The organism is Shinella zoogloeoides (assembly GCF_030733845.1).
GTDB classification, from domain to species: domain Bacteria; phylum Pseudomonadota; class Alphaproteobacteria; order Rhizobiales; family Rhizobiaceae; genus Shinella; species Shinella zoogloeoides_C.
In genome coordinates, this window is record NZ_CP132313.1 from 394,950 (window position 1) to 410,366 (window position 15,417).

At 61.3% G+C, this 15,417-nt stretch carries 17 protein-coding genes and 2 pseudogenes; 12 read left to right on the forward strand and 7 right to left on the reverse strand.

Annotated features, from left to right (window positions below; genetic code table 11):
* The first annotated feature begins 117 nt into the window (after nucleotides 1-117).
* From ku (Q9316_RS24690) to ligD (Q9316_RS24700), 3 genes are read left to right on the forward strand one after another with little or no spacing between them, the layout of a single operon-like run.
* The gene (gene ku, locus Q9316_RS24690) at nucleotides 118-1,023 is read left to right on the forward strand and encodes a non-homologous end joining protein Ku (protein WP_306036363.1); all 906 of its coding nucleotides are present in this window, start codon (nucleotides 118-120) and stop codon (nucleotides 1,021-1,023) included.
* An 11-nt stretch (nucleotides 1,024-1,034) separates the two neighbouring features.
* Nucleotides 1,035-1,847 carry a non-homologous end joining protein Ku gene (gene ku / locus Q9316_RS24695; RefSeq protein WP_306035929.1) on the forward strand — a complete coding sequence of 271 codons (813 nt, stop codon included), beginning with the start codon at nucleotides 1,035-1,037 and terminating at the stop codon, nucleotides 1,845-1,847.
* 53 nt (nucleotides 1,848-1,900) lie between these two features.
* Nucleotides 1,901-2,944: a non-homologous end-joining DNA ligase gene (ligD, locus tag Q9316_RS24700; RefSeq protein ID WP_306035930.1), complete on the forward strand. Its 1,044-nt coding sequence runs from the start codon at nucleotides 1,901-1,903 to the stop codon at nucleotides 2,942-2,944.
* A gap of 105 nt (nucleotides 2,945-3,049) precedes the next feature.
* Here the strand turns inward: ligD (Q9316_RS24700) and Q9316_RS24705 are convergent, their stop codons facing one another.
* Genes Q9316_RS24705 through ligD (Q9316_RS24715) form a run of 3 tightly spaced genes read right to left on the reverse strand, consistent with a single transcriptional unit; the run spans nucleotide 3,050 to nucleotide 6,672 of the window.
* Nucleotides 3,050-3,562 (reverse strand): DUF4334 domain-containing protein, encoded by a 513-nt coding sequence (locus tag Q9316_RS24705; protein WP_306036364.1) that lies wholly within the window; start codon nucleotides 3,560-3,562, stop codon nucleotides 3,050-3,052.
* A gap of 60 nt (nucleotides 3,563-3,622) precedes the next feature.
* A complete protein-coding gene (locus Q9316_RS24710) occupies nucleotides 3,623-4,033 on the reverse strand; it encodes a DUF4112 domain-containing protein (RefSeq protein ID WP_306035931.1) in 411 nt (136 codons plus the stop codon).
* Nucleotides 4,030-6,672: a DNA ligase D gene (gene ligD, locus Q9316_RS24715; RefSeq protein WP_306036365.1), complete on the reverse strand. Its 2,643-nt coding sequence runs from the start codon at nucleotides 6,670-6,672 to the stop codon at nucleotides 4,030-4,032. Before ligD (Q9316_RS24715) ends, Q9316_RS24710 begins: the two co-directional genes overlap by 4 nt.
* A gap of 178 nt (nucleotides 6,673-6,850) precedes the next feature.
* On the opposite strand from ligD (Q9316_RS24715), the gene Q9316_RS24720 reads away from it, so the two are divergent.
* Entirely contained in the window at nucleotides 6,851-7,054 is a 204-nt protein-coding gene (locus tag Q9316_RS24720; protein ID WP_306036366.1) for a cold-shock protein, read from the forward strand.
* A 23-nt stretch (nucleotides 7,055-7,077) separates the two neighbouring features.
* Here Q9316_RS24720 and Q9316_RS24725 read toward each other — a convergent pair whose 3' ends face one another.
* Nucleotides 7,078-7,524, reverse strand: a complete 447-nt coding sequence (locus tag Q9316_RS24725; protein ID WP_306035932.1) for a DUF1810 domain-containing protein — start codon at nucleotides 7,522-7,524, stop codon at nucleotides 7,078-7,080.
* Nucleotides 7,525-8,316: 792 nt separating this feature from the next.
* Here Q9316_RS24725 and Q9316_RS24730 point away from each other — a divergent pair.
* Nucleotides 8,317-8,601, forward strand: a complete 285-nt coding sequence (locus Q9316_RS24730; RefSeq protein ID WP_306035933.1) for a hypothetical protein — start codon at nucleotides 8,317-8,319, stop codon at nucleotides 8,599-8,601.
* 54 nt (nucleotides 8,602-8,655) lie between these two features.
* Here Q9316_RS24730 and Q9316_RS24735 read toward each other — a convergent pair.
* Together Q9316_RS24735 and Q9316_RS24740 are read right to left on the reverse strand one after the other, a co-directional pair.
* A pseudogene (locus Q9316_RS24735) lies at nucleotides 8,656-9,040 on the reverse strand (hypothetical protein); the annotation flags it as partial.
* 114 nt (nucleotides 9,041-9,154) lie between these two features.
* Nucleotides 9,155-10,418: pseudogene (locus tag Q9316_RS24740) on the reverse strand (DUF763 domain-containing protein).
* Nucleotides 10,419-10,662: 244 nt separating this feature from the next.
* Between Q9316_RS24740 and Q9316_RS24745 the strand changes: the two are divergent.
* From Q9316_RS24745 to Q9316_RS24775, 7 genes are all read left to right on the forward strand, one after another.
* Nucleotides 10,663-10,950 carry a hypothetical protein gene (locus Q9316_RS24745; protein ID WP_306035934.1) on the forward strand — a complete coding sequence of 96 codons (288 nt, stop codon included), beginning with the start codon at nucleotides 10,663-10,665 and terminating at the stop codon, nucleotides 10,948-10,950.
* A gap of 29 nt (nucleotides 10,951-10,979) precedes the next feature.
* Nucleotides 10,980-11,447 carry a hypothetical protein gene (locus Q9316_RS24750; protein ID WP_306035935.1) on the forward strand — a complete coding sequence of 156 codons (468 nt, stop codon included), beginning with the start codon at nucleotides 10,980-10,982 and terminating at the stop codon, nucleotides 11,445-11,447.
* Nucleotides 11,448-11,525: 78 nt separating this feature from the next.
* Complete coding sequence (locus Q9316_RS24755) at nucleotides 11,526-12,572, forward strand: YihY/virulence factor BrkB family protein (RefSeq protein WP_371878058.1); 1,047 nt, start codon at nucleotides 11,526-11,528, stop codon at nucleotides 12,570-12,572.
* Nucleotides 12,573-12,640: 68 nt separating this feature from the next.
* Nucleotides 12,641-13,168 carry a DUF4142 domain-containing protein gene (locus Q9316_RS24760; RefSeq protein WP_306035937.1) on the forward strand — a complete coding sequence of 176 codons (528 nt, stop codon included), beginning with the start codon at nucleotides 12,641-12,643 and terminating at the stop codon, nucleotides 13,166-13,168.
* A gap of 37 nt (nucleotides 13,169-13,205) precedes the next feature.
* Nucleotides 13,206-13,430, forward strand: a complete 225-nt coding sequence (locus Q9316_RS24765; protein WP_306035938.1) for a hypothetical protein — start codon at nucleotides 13,206-13,208, stop codon at nucleotides 13,428-13,430.
* A 12-nt stretch (nucleotides 13,431-13,442) separates the two neighbouring features.
* Nucleotides 13,443-13,625, forward strand: a complete 183-nt coding sequence (locus Q9316_RS24770) for a hypothetical protein (protein ID WP_306035939.1) — start codon at nucleotides 13,443-13,445, stop codon at nucleotides 13,623-13,625.
* Complete coding sequence (locus tag Q9316_RS24775; RefSeq protein ID WP_306035940.1) at nucleotides 13,622-13,996, forward strand: GFA family protein; 375 nt, start codon at nucleotides 13,622-13,624, stop codon at nucleotides 13,994-13,996. The genes Q9316_RS24770 and Q9316_RS24775 overlap by 4 nt, the downstream gene beginning before the upstream one ends.
* Nucleotides 13,997-14,050: 54 nt before the next feature.
* On the opposite strand, the gene Q9316_RS24780 is transcribed toward Q9316_RS24775, so the two are convergent.
* Nucleotides 14,051-15,364 carry an Nramp family divalent metal transporter gene (locus Q9316_RS24780; protein ID WP_306035941.1) on the reverse strand — a complete coding sequence of 438 codons (1,314 nt, stop codon included), beginning with the start codon at nucleotides 15,362-15,364 and terminating at the stop codon, nucleotides 14,051-14,053.
* Between the last annotated feature and the right edge of the window lie 53 nt (nucleotides 15,365-15,417).

The following is a 15,417-nucleotide window of genomic DNA, read 5'->3' on the forward strand; positions in this document are numbered from 1 at the left end:
CCATAGTGGAGCAGAGACGCGTCTAAGTTATTGATTTTTGATTCATTTTCGAATCGGAACAAATTCGCAAGTGATTCGCTTGACTCGCTTTGGTTGCGTCGGTTCGGGAGTTTCGAGATGGCCGGTCATCGTGCCCAATGGAAGGGTTTCATCAAGTTCGGCGAGGTGAGTTGCGGGGTCGGGCTCTACACAGCCGCCAGCACCTCCGAGCGCATCTCGTTCCATACGATTAACAAGAAGACCGGCAATCGCGTCAACCGCGTCTTCGTCGACAGTGACACGGGCAAGGACGTCGAACGCGAGGACCAGACCAAGGGCTTCGAGATCGAGAACGGCCAATACCTCATGATCGATCCCGAGGAAGTTGCCGCCACTGTCCCTGAAAGCAATAAAACGCTCATGGTCGAAGCCTTCATCGCCTGCTCCGATGTCGACGACGTCTATTTTGACAAGCCCTACTATCTCGTCCCGACCGACCGCGTGTCCTCCGACGCTTTCACGGCGCTGCGCGATGCCATGGAAAAATCCCAGGTCGCCGCCGTAGCGCGCACCGTCCTCTTCCGCCGGATGCGCACCGTACTGATCCGCACGCACGGCAAAGGTCTGATCGCCACAACCATGCAATATGACTACGAGGTTCGCTCGTCGGAGAAGGCGTTCGAGGAGGTTCCGAAGCTGCGCATCAAGGGCGAGATGCTGGATCTCGCCAAGCATATCATCGCCACCAAGAAAGGAACCTTTGATCCGGCCGCGTTCGACGACCGCTACGAGGCGGCCGTCGCTGAGCTGGTGAAGGCGAAGGCCGAGGGCAAGGCCCTGCCGAAGCGCAAGGAGGTCAAGGTCTCGAAACCGGACGACCTGCTGGCGGCGCTGCGCGAAAGCGCCAAGATGCTGAAAGCCGGTGACGACAAGCCGAAGCGCTCAGCCGCCAATGCCAACAAGGGCGCCGGCCGTAAGCCGGCGGCGCGCGCGCCTGCCTCGAAGTCGAGCCGTAACGCGGCTGCGCAGCGCAAAGCCGGTTGAGGAGAGAGACGATGGCGCCCCGCCCTTATTGGAAAGGCTATCTCAAGCTCTCGCTCGTGACCTGCCCGGTCTCGATGTCGCCGGCGACGTCCGAAAGCGAGAAGGTGCGGTTCCATACCCTCAACAAGGAGACGGGCAACCGGGTTGTCTCGCAATATGTCGATGCGGTCACCCGCAAGCCTGTCAAGGACGAGGACGAGATGAAGGGCTACGCCCGCGGCGAGAACGACTATGTGCTTCTCACCGACGATGAACTGGATGCGGTCGCGCTCGACACCGTCAAGACGATCGATATCGAGAAATTCGTGGCGCGCGACAGTATCGAATGGATTTATCTGGAGAAGCCGCATTACCTCGTCCCGGACGATCCTGTCGGACACGAGGCCTTCGCCGTCATCCGTGACGCCATGTCCGCTGACAAGGTGTTCGGCATATCCAAGCTTGTGATTGGCCGGCGCGAGCGGGCTGTTGTGCTCGAACCGCGCGGTGAGGGAATCGTGCTCTGGACGTTGCGCTTCGGCGACGAGGTGCGGCCGGAAGAATCCTATTTCGAGGACATCGACGATAAGGCGGACCCCGAGCTTATCCCCCTGGTGCAGAAGTTCATCAAGCAGCACACCAAGGAGTGGTCGCCGGACATGGTGTCCGATCCCGTGCAGGAGGCGCTGCTGGACATGATCGCCAAAAAGAAGAAGGCGCTGAAACCGTCGCGCAAAGGCAAAGCCAAAGGCGAGGAGCGACCGTCGGGCGGCAACGTCATCGACATCATGGATGCACTTCGCAAGAGCCTCGCTGCCGGCGAAAAAGGCAAGCGCGCATCCTGAAAATCGTCACGCAAGCGACCTATGTTCGGACCCTCCAGATGTGATGGACATCGATGAAACGAAAGCGCCAATCCGCCATTCCCCTTTACGATGAGTCCCGCGAGACGCTTCAGTCGCGCCCGGTTCGCAGGCGCGACCCCGAGCAGCCGAGCCTGCCCCTCGACCCGATGCCCGATCGTATCGAGCCCTGTCTCGCCCTGCTCCGGCCAACGCCACCTGTGGGACCGGACTGGCTCTACGAACTCAAATGGGACGGCTATCGCCTGGCGATCCATATCGAGCCGAAAGGCGTTCGCATCATCACGCGCGGCGGACACGACTGGACCCATCGGTTTCCGGCAATCGCTGATGCCGCCAAGAAGCTCGGGGTGGGGTCGGCCATCCTCGATGGCGAAGCAGTGGTTCTCAACAAGGAAGGGCATTCGGATTTCGGGGCGCTGCAGCGGTCGCTTGGCGGGCGCGGCGGCAAGCGCGCCTCGACCGAAGCGGTCTTCTTTGCCTTCGACCTCCTCTATTTCGACGGATACGATTTGACCAGGACCGAGCTTGCCGTCCGCCGTCATCTGCTCGCGGACTTTCTCGACGGAACGATTGGCGCGGTCCAGCTCTCGGAAGAAGCCGCTGGTGACGGGGCGAAGCTACTGGCAAACGCCTGCAGAATGGGCCTCGAAGGCATCATCGCCAAACATCGTGATCGTCCCTATCGATCCGGCCGAACCGGCGACTGGATCAAGATCAAATGCGTCCAAAGCGAAAGCTTCATGATCGTCGGCTACGAGCAATCGGACGCTGCGCGCGGCGGCATCGGAAGCCTGTTGCTGGCAGCACGCGAGGGCGACGGCTGGGTGTCGGTCGGCTCGGTCGGCACAGGGTTCAAAACCGCCGACGCGGAATACCTGCGCAAGACACTCGACAAGTTGAAGACCAAAAGGCCCGTCGTGCCGCTGAAGGGCAAGAACTACGTCTTCGCCCAGCCGACTCTCATCGCCGAGATCGAGTTTCGCGGCTGGACGGACGACGGAAATCTGCGCCACGCCTCCTACAAGGGACTACGCGAAATTCAGGACAATGCCGCGGTGTTCGAGATCAGGGACTAGCTGGCCGGTGGATAGGGCGCGTGATCCTTTCGGGGCGCCTTCTCACCCCGACGCCGCAGCACACGAGCTGCGGTGACAATCGGCACCAACGGGTGATCGGAGCAATTATGTCGAACCGTCGACGTGCTCAAGCTCGAAAAAGAACCGCCGATCGTCATGCCTCATTACCATCACTCCCATGAGATGCTTGTCGTCGATCCTTCGGAAATGATCCACGATCGGCTGCTCATCGTAGACCATGGCGGCGCTCGCAAGGCCGTCGAAGGCAAGCATTCTGACAGAAGCGACAGGACCATTCGCGCGCAGCCGGCGCTCCAGATAGGAGAACAGGTTTCGTGCGATGCGCGTCCGGCCGAACTTGTGAAAGCGGAGCGCCAACCGAAGGGGTATTCGCCTCGGATCGATCGCGATCAGACGGCACTCTCCCGACCGGAATAGTAAGGCGTCCGCTCGCATCTGCGGGGTAAACCGCTTGCCGAACCAGCCGAGATTCTCCAGCACGCCGTCGAACGGATGGTCCGACGGGATGCCCCGCCCTTTCCATAGGCCGACGAGGTCGTGCTGCTCGATCGGCGGCAGCCGCCGAAATCTCTCAAGTGCCGTTTGCTGGTTTTCCAACGACTCACCTGTCCTCTTGGTGCCGCCCGCGCGGTTCGATACCACCGACACTGACGGATTCTAGTGGTCGAGGTCGGCATGATCGAGGCCGAAGTGATCCAGCACGAGTTGCAGGTTTCGGCGGTTGGACTTGAAATAGACGTCGAAGACATCGCCCAGCACCGGGACGCTTCCCGCCACCGTGTCGAAGCCAACATTGACAAGCATCTTGAAGAGCGTCTCCTTCGGCACACCGAGGCGGCGCGCCTCGTTGACGATGAAGAGGCTGACCGCGGCGGCGCCGAAATCGCCAATACCCGGGACCAGGCCCAAAACCGAGTCCGCGCCGAGCGAGAAGCGGGTGCCGGGAATCCGCAGCGCCGTGTCCATCAACCTGGCCAGACCGCGTATCCGGCGCAGACGCAGCAGCTGATCGACCGGAATGTCGTGTTGCCTGCCGGTTCGCGGTCCCCTGCCCTGTCTCGCACTCATGCCGCAGCCTTCTGTTTGCCGAGCCGCTTGATCGCCTGCTCAAGCGGGCGCTGTCCGTCACAATAATCCTCCCAGGCCGTTGTCTTCGCCAGCAGAGCCGGCACGGTCCTGACGGTGAAACGCTTCGGATCGAGGCCAGCTTTGACCTGCGTCCAGTTGAGCGGCATCGACACTGTCGCCCCCGGCCGCGCGCGCGGCGAAAGCGGCGCCACAGCGGTCGCCATGCGATCGTTGCGCAGATAGTCGAGGAAAAGCCGCCCTTCCCGCAGGCTCTTCGTCATCTTGATCAAATAGAGGTCCGGATTGTCGCGGGCCATCTCCTGGCAGACGTCATGGGCAAAACCCTTGGCGTCGGCCCAGGACAGCGGCTTTCGCTTGTTGACGGCGAGCGGCGTAACGACATGCAGCCCCTTGCCGCCGGTGGTCTTGCAGAAGCTGATCAGGCCGAGATCGTCCAGCCGGTCGCGCATCTCGCGCGCAGCAGCGACCACGGTGGTGAAATCGACATCCGGCCCGGGGTCGAGGTCGAAAACGAGACGGCCCGGGACTTCGGGCTGGCCGGGTTCGCAGTTCCATGGATGAAGCTCGATGCCGCCGATCTGCGCGATGGCAACAAGACCTTCGACGCGATCGACTTGAAGGTAAGGCTTCTTGTCGCCGAAGACCTCGACCAACTCCAGCAGGTTTGACGTCCCCGGCATGGCGTGCCGCTGGAAGAACTGTTCGCCGCCGATGCCGTCGGGCGCGCGGATGATCGAGCACGGCCGACCCTTCACATGGTCGATAAGCCAGGAACCCACCGCCTCGTGATAGCGGGCGAGATCTTCTTTCGTGACCGGCGCGCCATCGCCGGCATCCGGCCAGAGCGGCTTGTCGGGATTGGAGATGAGCACGCCCATGACCTCAGCTTTCGCGCCCTTTCGGCGGCTGGGTTTTGTCTTCGCGGCGACCTCGGGTTCTGGCGTTGCGGTCTTGGCGGGAGAAGCCGGCTTTTCCGCCTCGACCTCGGCCGCCGGCTTATCCTCCCGCAGGCCCTTGAACGCGGCCTGGCGCACAAGGCCGTCCGCGGTCCAGCCGGCGAATTCGATCTCGGCGACGAGCTCGGGCTTCAGCCAGACGACCTCCTTTTCCTTGTTCGGCGCGCCGATCCCGGTGAAGGGGGACTTTTCCGCCTCGACAGCTTTCAGCTTCGGCAGCAGGGTCTCGACCTTCTTGGCGCCGTAGCCCGTGCCGACGCGGCCGACATAGACGAAATGGTCGCCACGGTTGACGCCGACCAGCAGCGAGCGAAACTTGCCGTTCGTCTTGGCGTAGCCGCCGATAACCACTTCATGGCCGGCGCGGCATTTGGATTTCGCCCAGGTCTCGGTTCGGCCGGATCGATAACGCGCATCCACCTCTTTCGAGACGATGCCCTCGAGTGAAAGCTTGCAGGCGGAACGCAGCACCGCATCGCCGCCGGTTTCGAAATGCTCGACGAACCGCAGATGGGGATCGTCGGTGGCATCATCCAGGAGGTCCCGCAGGCGCGATTTCCGGTCGGTCAGCGCCTTCTCCCGCAGATCCTCGCCACCATCGAACAGCAGGTCGAAGGCGAAATAGACGAGGTTGCCGGTGTTCTTCTCAGACAGCGCGGCCTGCAGCGCGGCGAAATCCGGCGCGCCGTTGTCATCGAGCGCGCAGATCTCCCCGTCGATGATGCAGTCCGGAAGAGAAGTAGCGGCATCCGCGATCTCGGGGTATTTGGCGGTCCAGTCGAGGCCCTTGCGGGTCTTCAGCGTGGCCTTGCCATTGGCGACCCGCATCTGGATGCGATAGCCGTCGAACTTGATCTCGTGCAGCCAGTTATCGCCGGCCGGCGGGCGGTCGAGTGTTTCGCAAAGCTGCGGCGCGATGAAATCTGGAAGATCCGCAATCGTCGACGTCGCCACGGTTTTGCTGGATCGATTTTTCTTGCGCTCGTCGGCAGCGAGGCCGTGCTTGCTGTCCCAGACGGCATCCGCCTCGACATCGCCGCTCGCCATCATAAACGGCTTCGGCTTGCGGCCCTTGCCGGCAGCAATCTGCGCCATGACGCGCCCCGAGGCCACCGAGGTCATGTTCTCGTCGAGGATGGCCGCGCCGTTCTCCTCGACGGAATGGTCGTCATGGTGCTTGATCAGCAGCCAGTTGGTGCGCTTGCCGCCGTCGCGGTCATGACGCATCCGAACCAGCACGAAGCTGCCATGGAGGCGCTTGCCGTGCAGCACGAATTTGAAGTCGCCCTTCCTGAGCGTCTCCTCCGGCGACTTGTTGCCCTCCGGCTCCCAGTAACCTCGATCCCACAGCATCACCGTTCCGCCGCCATATTGGCCTTTCGGGATCGTGCCTTCGAAGTCGCCATAGTCGAGCGGGTGGTCTTCCACCTCGACGGCGAGTCGCTTGTCGTCCGGATCGAGTGACGGCCCCTTCGTGACCGCCCAGGATTTGAACACGCCATCGAGTTCGAGGCGGAGATCGTAATGAAGACGGGTGGCATCGTGTTTCTGGATGATGAAGCGCAGACGGTTTGAGGGTTTGACCTCCGTCGAACCGCTCGGCTCCTGCGTCTGCTTGAAATCCCGCTTCTTCTTGTAGGTTGAGAGCTTGTCAGCCGCCATCATCGACCTCGATCTATCCCGCGTTGCCGGCGCCCGTCGAACGACCACCCGCGTCGAGAGGAAAACCCCGCGCGAAGGATTCTTGTTCCCGTCGTATCGCGCATGTCAGGTTGCGAGTATCTCGCGTGGCGAATATGCTCGCCACTGGCGCAATGCCGCTAAGCTTACGAGGATCTTCATGGCAACGGGTACGGTCAAATTTTTCAATCAGGACAAGGGTTTCGGATTCATCACGCCGGACCATGGCGGGCAGGATGTCTTCGTCCATGTCTCGGGCGTGATCTCGGGTGGGCCGCTGCGCGATGGTTCGAAGGTCAGTTATGAGCTCGGTCAGGACCGCAAGACCGGCAAGTCGAAAGCGGAAAACGTTCGCGCGATCTGACCGGCGCGGGTCAGGGGCGGCAGCTAGCTGATGCCGCCGCCGAGCAGTTCAAGGGTTCGCGGATCCGCTTCGCCGGCGAAGAAGCGCTGAAGGGCGAGCCGAAACCGTTCGCCCTCCTCCCCATCAGCGGCCGCGCTGAACAATGTCATCGAGGAGCGGAATTTCAGATCGTCGGGCGAACCGAAGATCTCATGGGCCGAACAGCCGGATACTCCAAGGACCGCATCGACCGCCTGCGCCAGTCGTTCAGCAAGAAGGTGATGCAGCAAATAGGCTCGCGCCTCTTCAATGGAGCCGATCCCGTAAAAATTCGCAGTCGGAGATCTGCCGAGCGCGCGCAGTTGCGGAAAGACGAACCACATCCAGTGGGTTTGCTTGCGCCCGGCTCTCAGCTCGGCAAGGACCGTATCGAAGACAAGATCCTGCGCAGCGACGAAGCGGGAAAGCTCAAACGGATCGTCCTCTGTCATCGATCGCCGCCTTCGATCTCGATATCAGACCGGTGCGGCCGCCAGCAGGACAGCGACAGGAACCGTTATCGCCGATGCGCTGATCGCCAAAGCCGCCGCAAACTTGATCAAACGGGCGCGCCGCGCGCGCCGGGGATCCCATTCATACGCCATACAAGTCCCTCCGACGGGAAAGAAAGCATGGGCAACGAGCGGAGTCCATCCTTGCCATATTCAGAACACACATCGCCAACGCTCGCCATTGCAAAACGGCCCGCCGCTCCCATCTTTTCGCAAGGGGGAACGGAGAAGTGCAATGCGACGGTTTTTCAAGGATATCCCGCCTGACGATGGCATTGAAATCATCAGCCCGCCGAGGATGAACGCTGGTCCCCGGTGTTCCGCAGTCTGCCTCTGCTGCGAGCAGGCGAACCAGCCAATGGACGACGACGGTTGCGGCATTTGCGATACATGCCTGGGCACTCCTGCTCGTGCGGCAGACAATCCAGATGGGCTTGAATTTCCCGGCGGCCTCTCCCATCTAACGTTCACCACCCGTAATCGATGACTGCCTGCAGCGATGGTGCTCTGTCGCGCGTTCGTAGTCGTCCGGGTTCAAAGGGCGCTCCCCGGAAGGGTCGAGCGCCCTTCGTTATTTCTGAAGATGCCCTGCTGCCGAAATGATTGACTTCCTGCCGCCGTGCTCCACTTCACCTTCGTTATTCCGTTTCACGGCGGCGGACTGGGGAGGCTTTTGCAGCCCCGCTGCAGCGGGGCTTCCCGACAAACAGACATGCGCATGCAGGAAACGAAATGCCTCTCATCAGGAAGAATGGTGCATCCGCACCAAGGGAACTCGGGCTGTTCTGGTCAATGCAGACGCCCGAAGGAACCGCTGTCGACGTCTTTATCTATGCCAGCACCCTTCAATCCTTCGATCCCGCCTCGCTCGGCCCGGTCGGGCTGTTGAAGAGGCACAGATCCTTGCTCGAGAGCGTCGCGAGCGAGAAATACGACCGCGAAGGTACGGCTGAAGGAAACCTGCTTCATCTCACAGAAGAAGATCTCCGAGCGACGACACCCACCGACTCTACCTAAGAACGAAAGAGCGGCCTACAGGCCGCTCCTTCCTCTATTGGACGCAAGTAACGGCTAGCGTCTATAACGCAACCGCTCCTGCTCAATTTCCGCGGGGCCGTAGGGATCGAGTGTGTCGTCAAGCCAAGTCCAGCCCTACTCAGCGTAGGCGGCACGGCGCTCTGTCGGATCAACCCAGTTGGACTGACGCAGGATCGCGTCAGCCTCGGCATAGAGGCTTTCGTCGACACGCGCCGTGACGAGCGTGCCGCCACGGCGAACACCTTCGGCACAAACATGGGCATGCTCTTTCGGCACGCCAGACTCCGTCATGGCGCCAATGGGCCCACCGGCCGCGCCGCCGGCGACGGCGCCCGGCCGCTGCTGCTGCCGCCGTTGCGGCAAGCCGCCCGGCGGCAACCACCGGTCCGACACCCGGAATGGCCATGATGCCGAGGCCCGGTGGACCAAGGCGGAAGCATTGACTGCGTTCTTTCTCCCAGACGACGGAACGAAAAATGCTGACGGATCGGTGTTCCGCTCGTCGCATGGACAATATCGCGTCCACAAAAGCTCAGTCGTCTGAATTCGACTTCCCGAGATCACGTTCCCACCCGAACACGCTGCGGCCGTCGATGGTGGCCGAACGGCGAAATTCCCCGGCGACGATCTCCTTCAGATCCGGCCCCGTCACATAGCGTTCGAGTTGACGGTTTTGCTCGTCAAGCCGCTTCAGCGCTTGCAATTCCTCTTCCAACCCCAACCTCGCCTTGCGGACTGCGGATTTCATCACGCCGATCGTCTCGTCATACACTTTCAATGGCACTGGAAACGGGTGTCTGTCCTTACCACCATGGGCGAGCGAAAACCGGGCGGGGTCGGAAAAGCGGCAGGGTGCTCCGTGCACAACCTCGGCCACCAGTGCCAGAGCCTGAACGGTGCGGGCTCCCACGCCCGGCGTGAGGAGCAGACCCTCGAAGTCGGCCGGTCCGCGCTCCGCTGCCGCAGCGAAATTGCCGTGCAAACGCCGCATGTTGATGTCGCTCTCGCGGACATCGTGATGTGCCGGCATAACAAGATGCGGCAAGGTGAGTTGTGCGTCGCCTTTCTTCACGCTGATTGCCGGTGCTTTCTCAATCAAGGCCAGTTCGCGGACGATACGGTCCGGCCCGAGCGTTGCAAGAAGATCGAGCTGTGCCTCCCGCGAGAGCTTGGCGCGCGTGTCGGCAAGATTGACGATTTCCCCCTGGTCCCTCCCCTCGATGGCGGCATGCGGCGAGTCGAGAAAACCGTTCAGCCCCTCGGATAAACAGTGATACCGCCGAGCCTGGCGTCTGTCGCCGTTCATGCCCTGCTGCACGACAACCCATTTCCCGTCGTCGGCAACCACAAATCCGTGCAAATAGAGGTCGAACCCGTCCTGCACCGCGGCACTATCGACCTTTGCGACCAATCGGCTTGTCGTGGAAAGTCTCACGCCGTCAAGGCCGACGCGATCACCGATGCTCATCAGTTCGCCCGGCGTCTTGCGCGACTGGGCGCCGCGCCCGCCGCAGACATGAAGGCCCAGCTCACCGGAGAGCGGAACCAGGCCGCGCTTCAACGCGCCGAGAACGCTGGTCGTTACCCCCCGAGGAATGCCAGTCCATTCCCATGACGGCGCCGAAGGACTGGAACCAGAACGGATTGGCCAGCCGGCGCAGATAGTCATCACGCCCATAGTGATGAACGATCGCCTCGGTGATGATCGCGCCGAGCCGCGTCATACGATCCCCGAGCCATCTCGGAACTTTTCCGCCATGCAGGGGAAGATCGGCGCTTCCTGCGCGTTTCGCCAATGTCGTGACCTCTGAAATACCCGACGACAGATAGACAGTGCAGGACCAGTCTACAACATCGCGGACCGCTCTATCGACACGTCTGATCCAAATGACATCCGCTGACGGGACAGCGTCGCCCAGACGCAAGGAGCAAGCGCAACAACCCTCTGCGCCAGCGATAGTTGCTAGCAAAATTCGCCCGGTGGGGAACTTCCGATCCAAGACCTTGTTTCCGTTGCGATCATGACATGGAGACCAGACGATGACCATAAACCCAATCGGTGAGCCCATCCCCCGAGGGGTGATAGCCTACCCCTCCCCCGACACCACGTCCGATGCGCAGGAAGCCGTCTCACCAAGCGGGCTGCAGGCTTGGAACGAACTGGCTGATATCGGCTTGAGCCTCGCCTTCATTCCCGCCCTCGCATGGGCCAGTTTCGTGACAACCAGCACCGCGGCCTGGCAGGCATGGGCGTTCCCCGATCTGCAAAGCGGCGCGCCGCCGGTTTCAAAACTCTCGTCTGGCGAGGGCAGACCGTTCTCGAGCTGATCTGACTACTCGAATTTATGGAGGCACGCATGGACAATGAATCCGTTTCACCCGCCGTGATATCGTTGCTGAACGAGCAGGCGGAACAGACGGCAAAACGCAAGACCAGGCTCGACAAGGGACTGGAGGATACCTTTCCCGCATCCGACCCGGTTTCCGTGACGCACACCGCTACTGCAACCGGTTCAACAGCGGCGACGGCCGAGCCCCACGAAAGTGAACGTCTGGGGCTCCACCCGTCCAACGATCCCTCGGCGTCGACAGATGATCATGCCGCCGTGCTTCACGAGATACGACGCGATCTGGAGAACCTCCGTGACCGCTTTCGTGCTACCACCGTCGACGTCAGTGGCACCGCACGCGCCAAAGCCAGCGCGATAGAACGCCGTGTCGAACAGATAATTCGCGAACGACCTCTGGTGACAGTCGGCCTGGCTACCGCACTGTCCTTTATTCTCGGCGCCGGGTATGGCGCCAGAAGGAGAGACTATCGATGACAGTCCGTCCCGGTCGTCTGTGAGATGTCGAAAGGTCACCGCGCCAGCTCGACTCGGCTGACATCGATAATCGCATTGATGGCAATTGCCGGCGCGGCGCTCTGGGTGGCTGCGCCGACATGGCGAGCATCCGGACTGGTTCCTGATAAGCGTGAAATCGATGCGCATGGCCGCGAAGCCGAGGTGCCGGAATCAATCCCGGCCCGAGGTCTTCGCGATGTCTTCTGGCGGGTGTTCCATGAGGTCTCGACCGACCGGGTGATGCTTATCTCTGCCGGTGTAACATTCTACCTGCTACTCGCCATCTTTCCCGCCCTGGCGGCTTTGGTGTCGCTCTATGGCCTTGTCGCCGATCCATCGACCATGGCAGATCACCTGAACGCCTTGGCCTCGCTTCTTCCGCCTGGTTCCTTCGAGATCGTCGCCGATCAGATCGCCAGTCTTGCCGCTAGTCGAGACCGAACGCTCGGATTGACCTTCTTCGTTGGCCTCATCATCGCACTTTGGAGTACACGAAACGGCGTTCTCGCGATCTTCGACGCGATGAACGTTGCCTATGACGAGGAAGAAAAGCGCGGTTTCGTCAAGCGGAACCTGATCGGGCTGGTGTTCACCATCGGCGGGGTCTTGGGGCTCAGCGCTTTGATCGGCGTTGTTGCTGTCTTGCCGGCCATCCTGGCCTATCTCAGGCTGGACGGCGCCGACGAGCGACTTCTCCTGATCCTACGTTGGCCGATCCTGCTGGTGCTCGCTTTTGCCGCCGTGACCTGTATCTACCGATATGGGCCAAGCCGCTCGCCGGCGCGTCTACGGTGGCTGACATGGGGCGCAGCGCTGACGGTGGTCGCGTGGATCGTCATGTCCGTCGGCTTCTCCTTCTATCTCAGCAATTTCGCCGACTATAACGCTGCCTATGGTGCGTTTGGTGCCCTGATGGGTCTTCTCATCTGGATTTGGCTTTCGGTCGGCATTCTGATTGTGGGGGCGGAGCTGAATGCGGAACTCGAACATCAGACGGCGCGGGACACCACGACAGGTCCGCCGCTTCCGATGGGCGCACGTGGCGCCTTCGTCGCCGACACCCTCGGAGCAACGGCAGACGCGATAAAGAGTAACAAAGACTAGGCTTCTTCTGTCGAAGCGCTCGGAACAAGCGGCGGACTGCGAGGTTCAAACAACAAAGGAGACCTGCCATGAAAACTCTACCTGCCACTTTTGCCCTGTTGCTGATTTCATCCGCCGCCTTTGCCCAATCGACGGCCGAGACCACAGGCGTCAACTCCGCCTTAAACATTCCTCCCAAAACGGAGGATTTCGTGAAGGAGGTCTCGATGAACGACATCTTTGAGATCGAGTCCAGCAAGCTCGCGCTGCAGAAGGGTAACGCGGCGACGAAAGCCTTCGCCCAGCAGATGATCGACGCTCATGAGAAGACGACGAGCGAACTGAAGGGCCTGATCGACGGCGGCAAAGTGAAGGCGCCTGCGGCCACAGGCATGTCCGACGCACAGAAGAAATCGTTCGACGAGCTCAAGAATCTCTCGGGCAAGGACTTCGACGACGCCTATCAGGACGATCAGGAAGATGCCCATGAGGACGCCGTCGATGTGTTCAAGCGCTACGCTTCGGAAGGTGACAACGCCGACCTGAAGGCATGGGCCGCAAAGACGCTTCCGGCGCTCGAACACCACCTGAAAATGGCTGAAGACCTGGACGACTAGCCGCTCCATTGCGCGTTTTGTCATGGAGGAAATTCCAATGAATTCCGATAAATCCGCAAAAGGGTCGACAGACCCGCAGCGCGACGCCGCCGGCCAGTTCGCCCCCTCGCAGGCCGACCGGTCGGCAGACGGCGTCGCAAGCGCGAAGCCGACGGTCGTCACCGGTTCCGAGGATGCCACTGCGCACCGCGATCCCCCTGGCAAGAAGCGCCAGAAGGATTGGGACGTCGGCTTCGATGACCGCCAACCCGATCGATCGTGAATGGAGGTGGCCATGAACAAGGGTAAAAATCCGGGAGTCGAATACCGAAACCTTGAGCAGGCCCCCCGAACACGCGGTGAGGAGGTCTCCGACCCGCATCCCGGCAGCGTATCGGACGGCACCCACCCGGAAGCCTCCGAGACGAAGCTCCCGCGCGGCGCAGATGACCGCCACACGGAAAGGCGACCGACGTGACGCTGCTCACCGGATCATGTCTTTGCGGACAGGTAAGAATCACAGTACGGGGCGCTCCCGACCGCGTCGGGATCTGCCATTGCACCGATTGTCGGCAGGAGAGTGGCTCAGCCTTCACGTTTTTCGGGGTCTGGCCTGCTGGACAGTTCGAGCATACGGGAGAAATCGCCAGCTTTTCCGGACGGTCCTTTTGCCCGCACTGCGGCGGGCGTGTCTTCTCCCTCGATACACACGAAGCAGAGGTTAAGCTCGGTATTCTGTCTGATGCGCCGTCACCCCTCACCCCCAGTTACGAACTGTGGATGAAGCGCCGTGAACCCTGGCTTCGGCCTATCGATGGCGCCGAACAATATGAAGAAGACAGGTCGTGACCGTGATCGGCTCGCTCGATTCATCCGTCGCTAAACCGCACCGTTCTGACAGCATCACCGATAGATTATCATCGCTGCGGCTGCGGCCGCCATCACAGTTGTGGCTGACCAGCCGGCGAAAACGAGCATCGGGCGTGCCGTGAATTGTTTCATGCGTGCATGGCGGCTGACGACCATCATCATGCCGATCATAATCGGGACAGCGACGAAGCCGTTGATAACGGCACTCCAGAAGAGCGCGCGGATGGGATCAATGGGAAGGAACTCGATCACAAGTCCGAGCATGGTAGCGATCGCGATAACGCTGTAGAAACCTATCGCCTCCTTCGGCCGGCTTTCGAGGCTGCAGGCCCACCCACAGCACTCCGACGCTGCATAGGCGGCTGAGCCCGCGAGCACCGGAATCGAAAGCATGCCCGTTCCGATGATGCCGACGCTGAAGAGCGCGAAGGCGAAGTTTCCAGCGACGGGCTTCAGGGCCTCGGCCACATCGGCTGCGGTCCCGATATGTGTCTTTCCGCTCGCGTGGAGGGTCGCCGCCGTGCTCATGATGATGGCGATGGCGACCAGATTGGAGATCGCCATGCCGGCAAAGGTATCGATGCGGATACGCTTCAGTTCGCGCTTTGCCTGGCGCGGCGCCTGCCTTAGCGGCTGCGCCTCATCCTTTCCCTCTATCTCCTCCACCTCCTGGCTGGTCTGCCAGAAAAACAGGTAGGGGCTGATCGTCGTGCCGAGGATGGCGACGATCACCGTGAATGTTTCGCCGTTCAGCTCAAGCGAAGGCATGACAAAGCCCTTGCCCGCCTCGAGCCAGTCGATCTTCACAACGAAGAGGACAGCGACATAGGAAAGCAGCACCATGGTCAGCCATCTCAGGTAGGCGGCGTAGCGATGGTAGGGTACGAACATCTGCAAGACGAGCGACACGACCGCGAAGGCGACTGTCGTCGGCATGCTCGGCAGCCCTGTCGCAAGCTCAGCCGATGCCCCCATGGCCGAAAGGTTGGCGCCGATATTGATCGTGTTGGCGACGAACAGCAGGCCAACCAGGAGAAGCACCATTGAGCGTGGCCAGATGGTGCGCAGGTTGGCGGCCAGCCCACACCCCGTCACCCGGCCTATCCGCCCGCTGATCATCTGGATGGCCGACATCAGCGGGTAGGTCAGCAGCATCAACCAGAGCAGATTGAAACCGAACTGCGCGCCGGCCTGCGAATAGGTGGCGATCCCGGAAGGGTCGTCGTCCGCGGCCCCCGTGATCAGGCCCGGCCCGAGTTGCTTCAGGATGGGTTCTGATCCGGCGTCGCGCGGAACATCCCCTTGACCCGCTGAATCGGTTTGCAATTTAGAGGCTGTATCCGTCATCGATCACACGCTCCTGCTTGGCGCAAGTCCTCAGCGGGGCGCCGGCACGCGAA

Bases quoted from the DNA above. Each gene is read 5' to 3' on its own strand.
- Q9316_RS24760 (WP_306035937.1), top strand. From the start codon at position 12,641: ATGAAAACTCTACCTGCCACTTTTGCCCTGTTGCTGATTTCATCCGCC.
- Q9316_RS24725 (WP_306035932.1), bottom strand. From the start codon at position 7,524: ATGACAGAGGACGATCCGTTTGAGCTTTCCCGCTTCGTCGCTGCGCAG.
- Q9316_RS24750 (WP_306035935.1), top strand. From the start codon at position 10,980: ATGGACAATGAATCCGTTTCACCCGCCGTGATATCGTTGCTGAACGAG.
- ligD (WP_306035930.1), top strand. From the start codon at position 1,901: ATGAAACGAAAGCGCCAATCCGCCATTCCCCTTTACGATGAGTCCCGC.
- Q9316_RS24710 (WP_306035931.1), bottom strand. From the start codon at position 4,033: ATGAGTGCGAGACAGGGCAGGGGACCGCGAACCGGCAGGCAACACGAC.
- ligD (WP_306036365.1), bottom strand. From the start codon at position 6,672: ATGGCGGCTGACAAGCTCTCAACCTACAAGAAGAAGCGGGATTTCAAG.
- Q9316_RS24745 (WP_306035934.1), top strand. From the start codon at position 10,663: ATGACCATAAACCCAATCGGTGAGCCCATCCCCCGAGGGGTGATAGCC.
- Q9316_RS24730 (WP_306035933.1), top strand. From the start codon at position 8,317: ATGCCTCTCATCAGGAAGAATGGTGCATCCGCACCAAGGGAACTCGGG.
- ku (WP_306035929.1), top strand. From the start codon at position 1,035: ATGGCGCCCCGCCCTTATTGGAAAGGCTATCTCAAGCTCTCGCTCGTG.
- ku (WP_306036363.1), top strand. From the start codon at position 118: ATGGCCGGTCATCGTGCCCAATGGAAGGGTTTCATCAAGTTCGGCGAG.
- Q9316_RS24765 (WP_306035938.1), top strand. From the start codon at position 13,206: ATGAATTCCGATAAATCCGCAAAAGGGTCGACAGACCCGCAGCGCGAC.
- Q9316_RS24720 (WP_306036366.1), top strand. From the start codon at position 6,851: ATGGCAACGGGTACGGTCAAATTTTTCAATCAGGACAAGGGTTTCGGA.
- Q9316_RS24770 (WP_306035939.1), top strand. From the start codon at position 13,443: ATGAACAAGGGTAAAAATCCGGGAGTCGAATACCGAAACCTTGAGCAG.
- Q9316_RS24755 (WP_371878058.1), top strand. From the start codon at position 11,526: ATGGCAATTGCCGGCGCGGCGCTCTGGGTGGCTGCGCCGACATGGCGA.
- Q9316_RS24780 (WP_306035941.1), bottom strand. From the start codon at position 15,364: ATGACGGATACAGCCTCTAAATTGCAAACCGATTCAGCGGGTCAAGGG.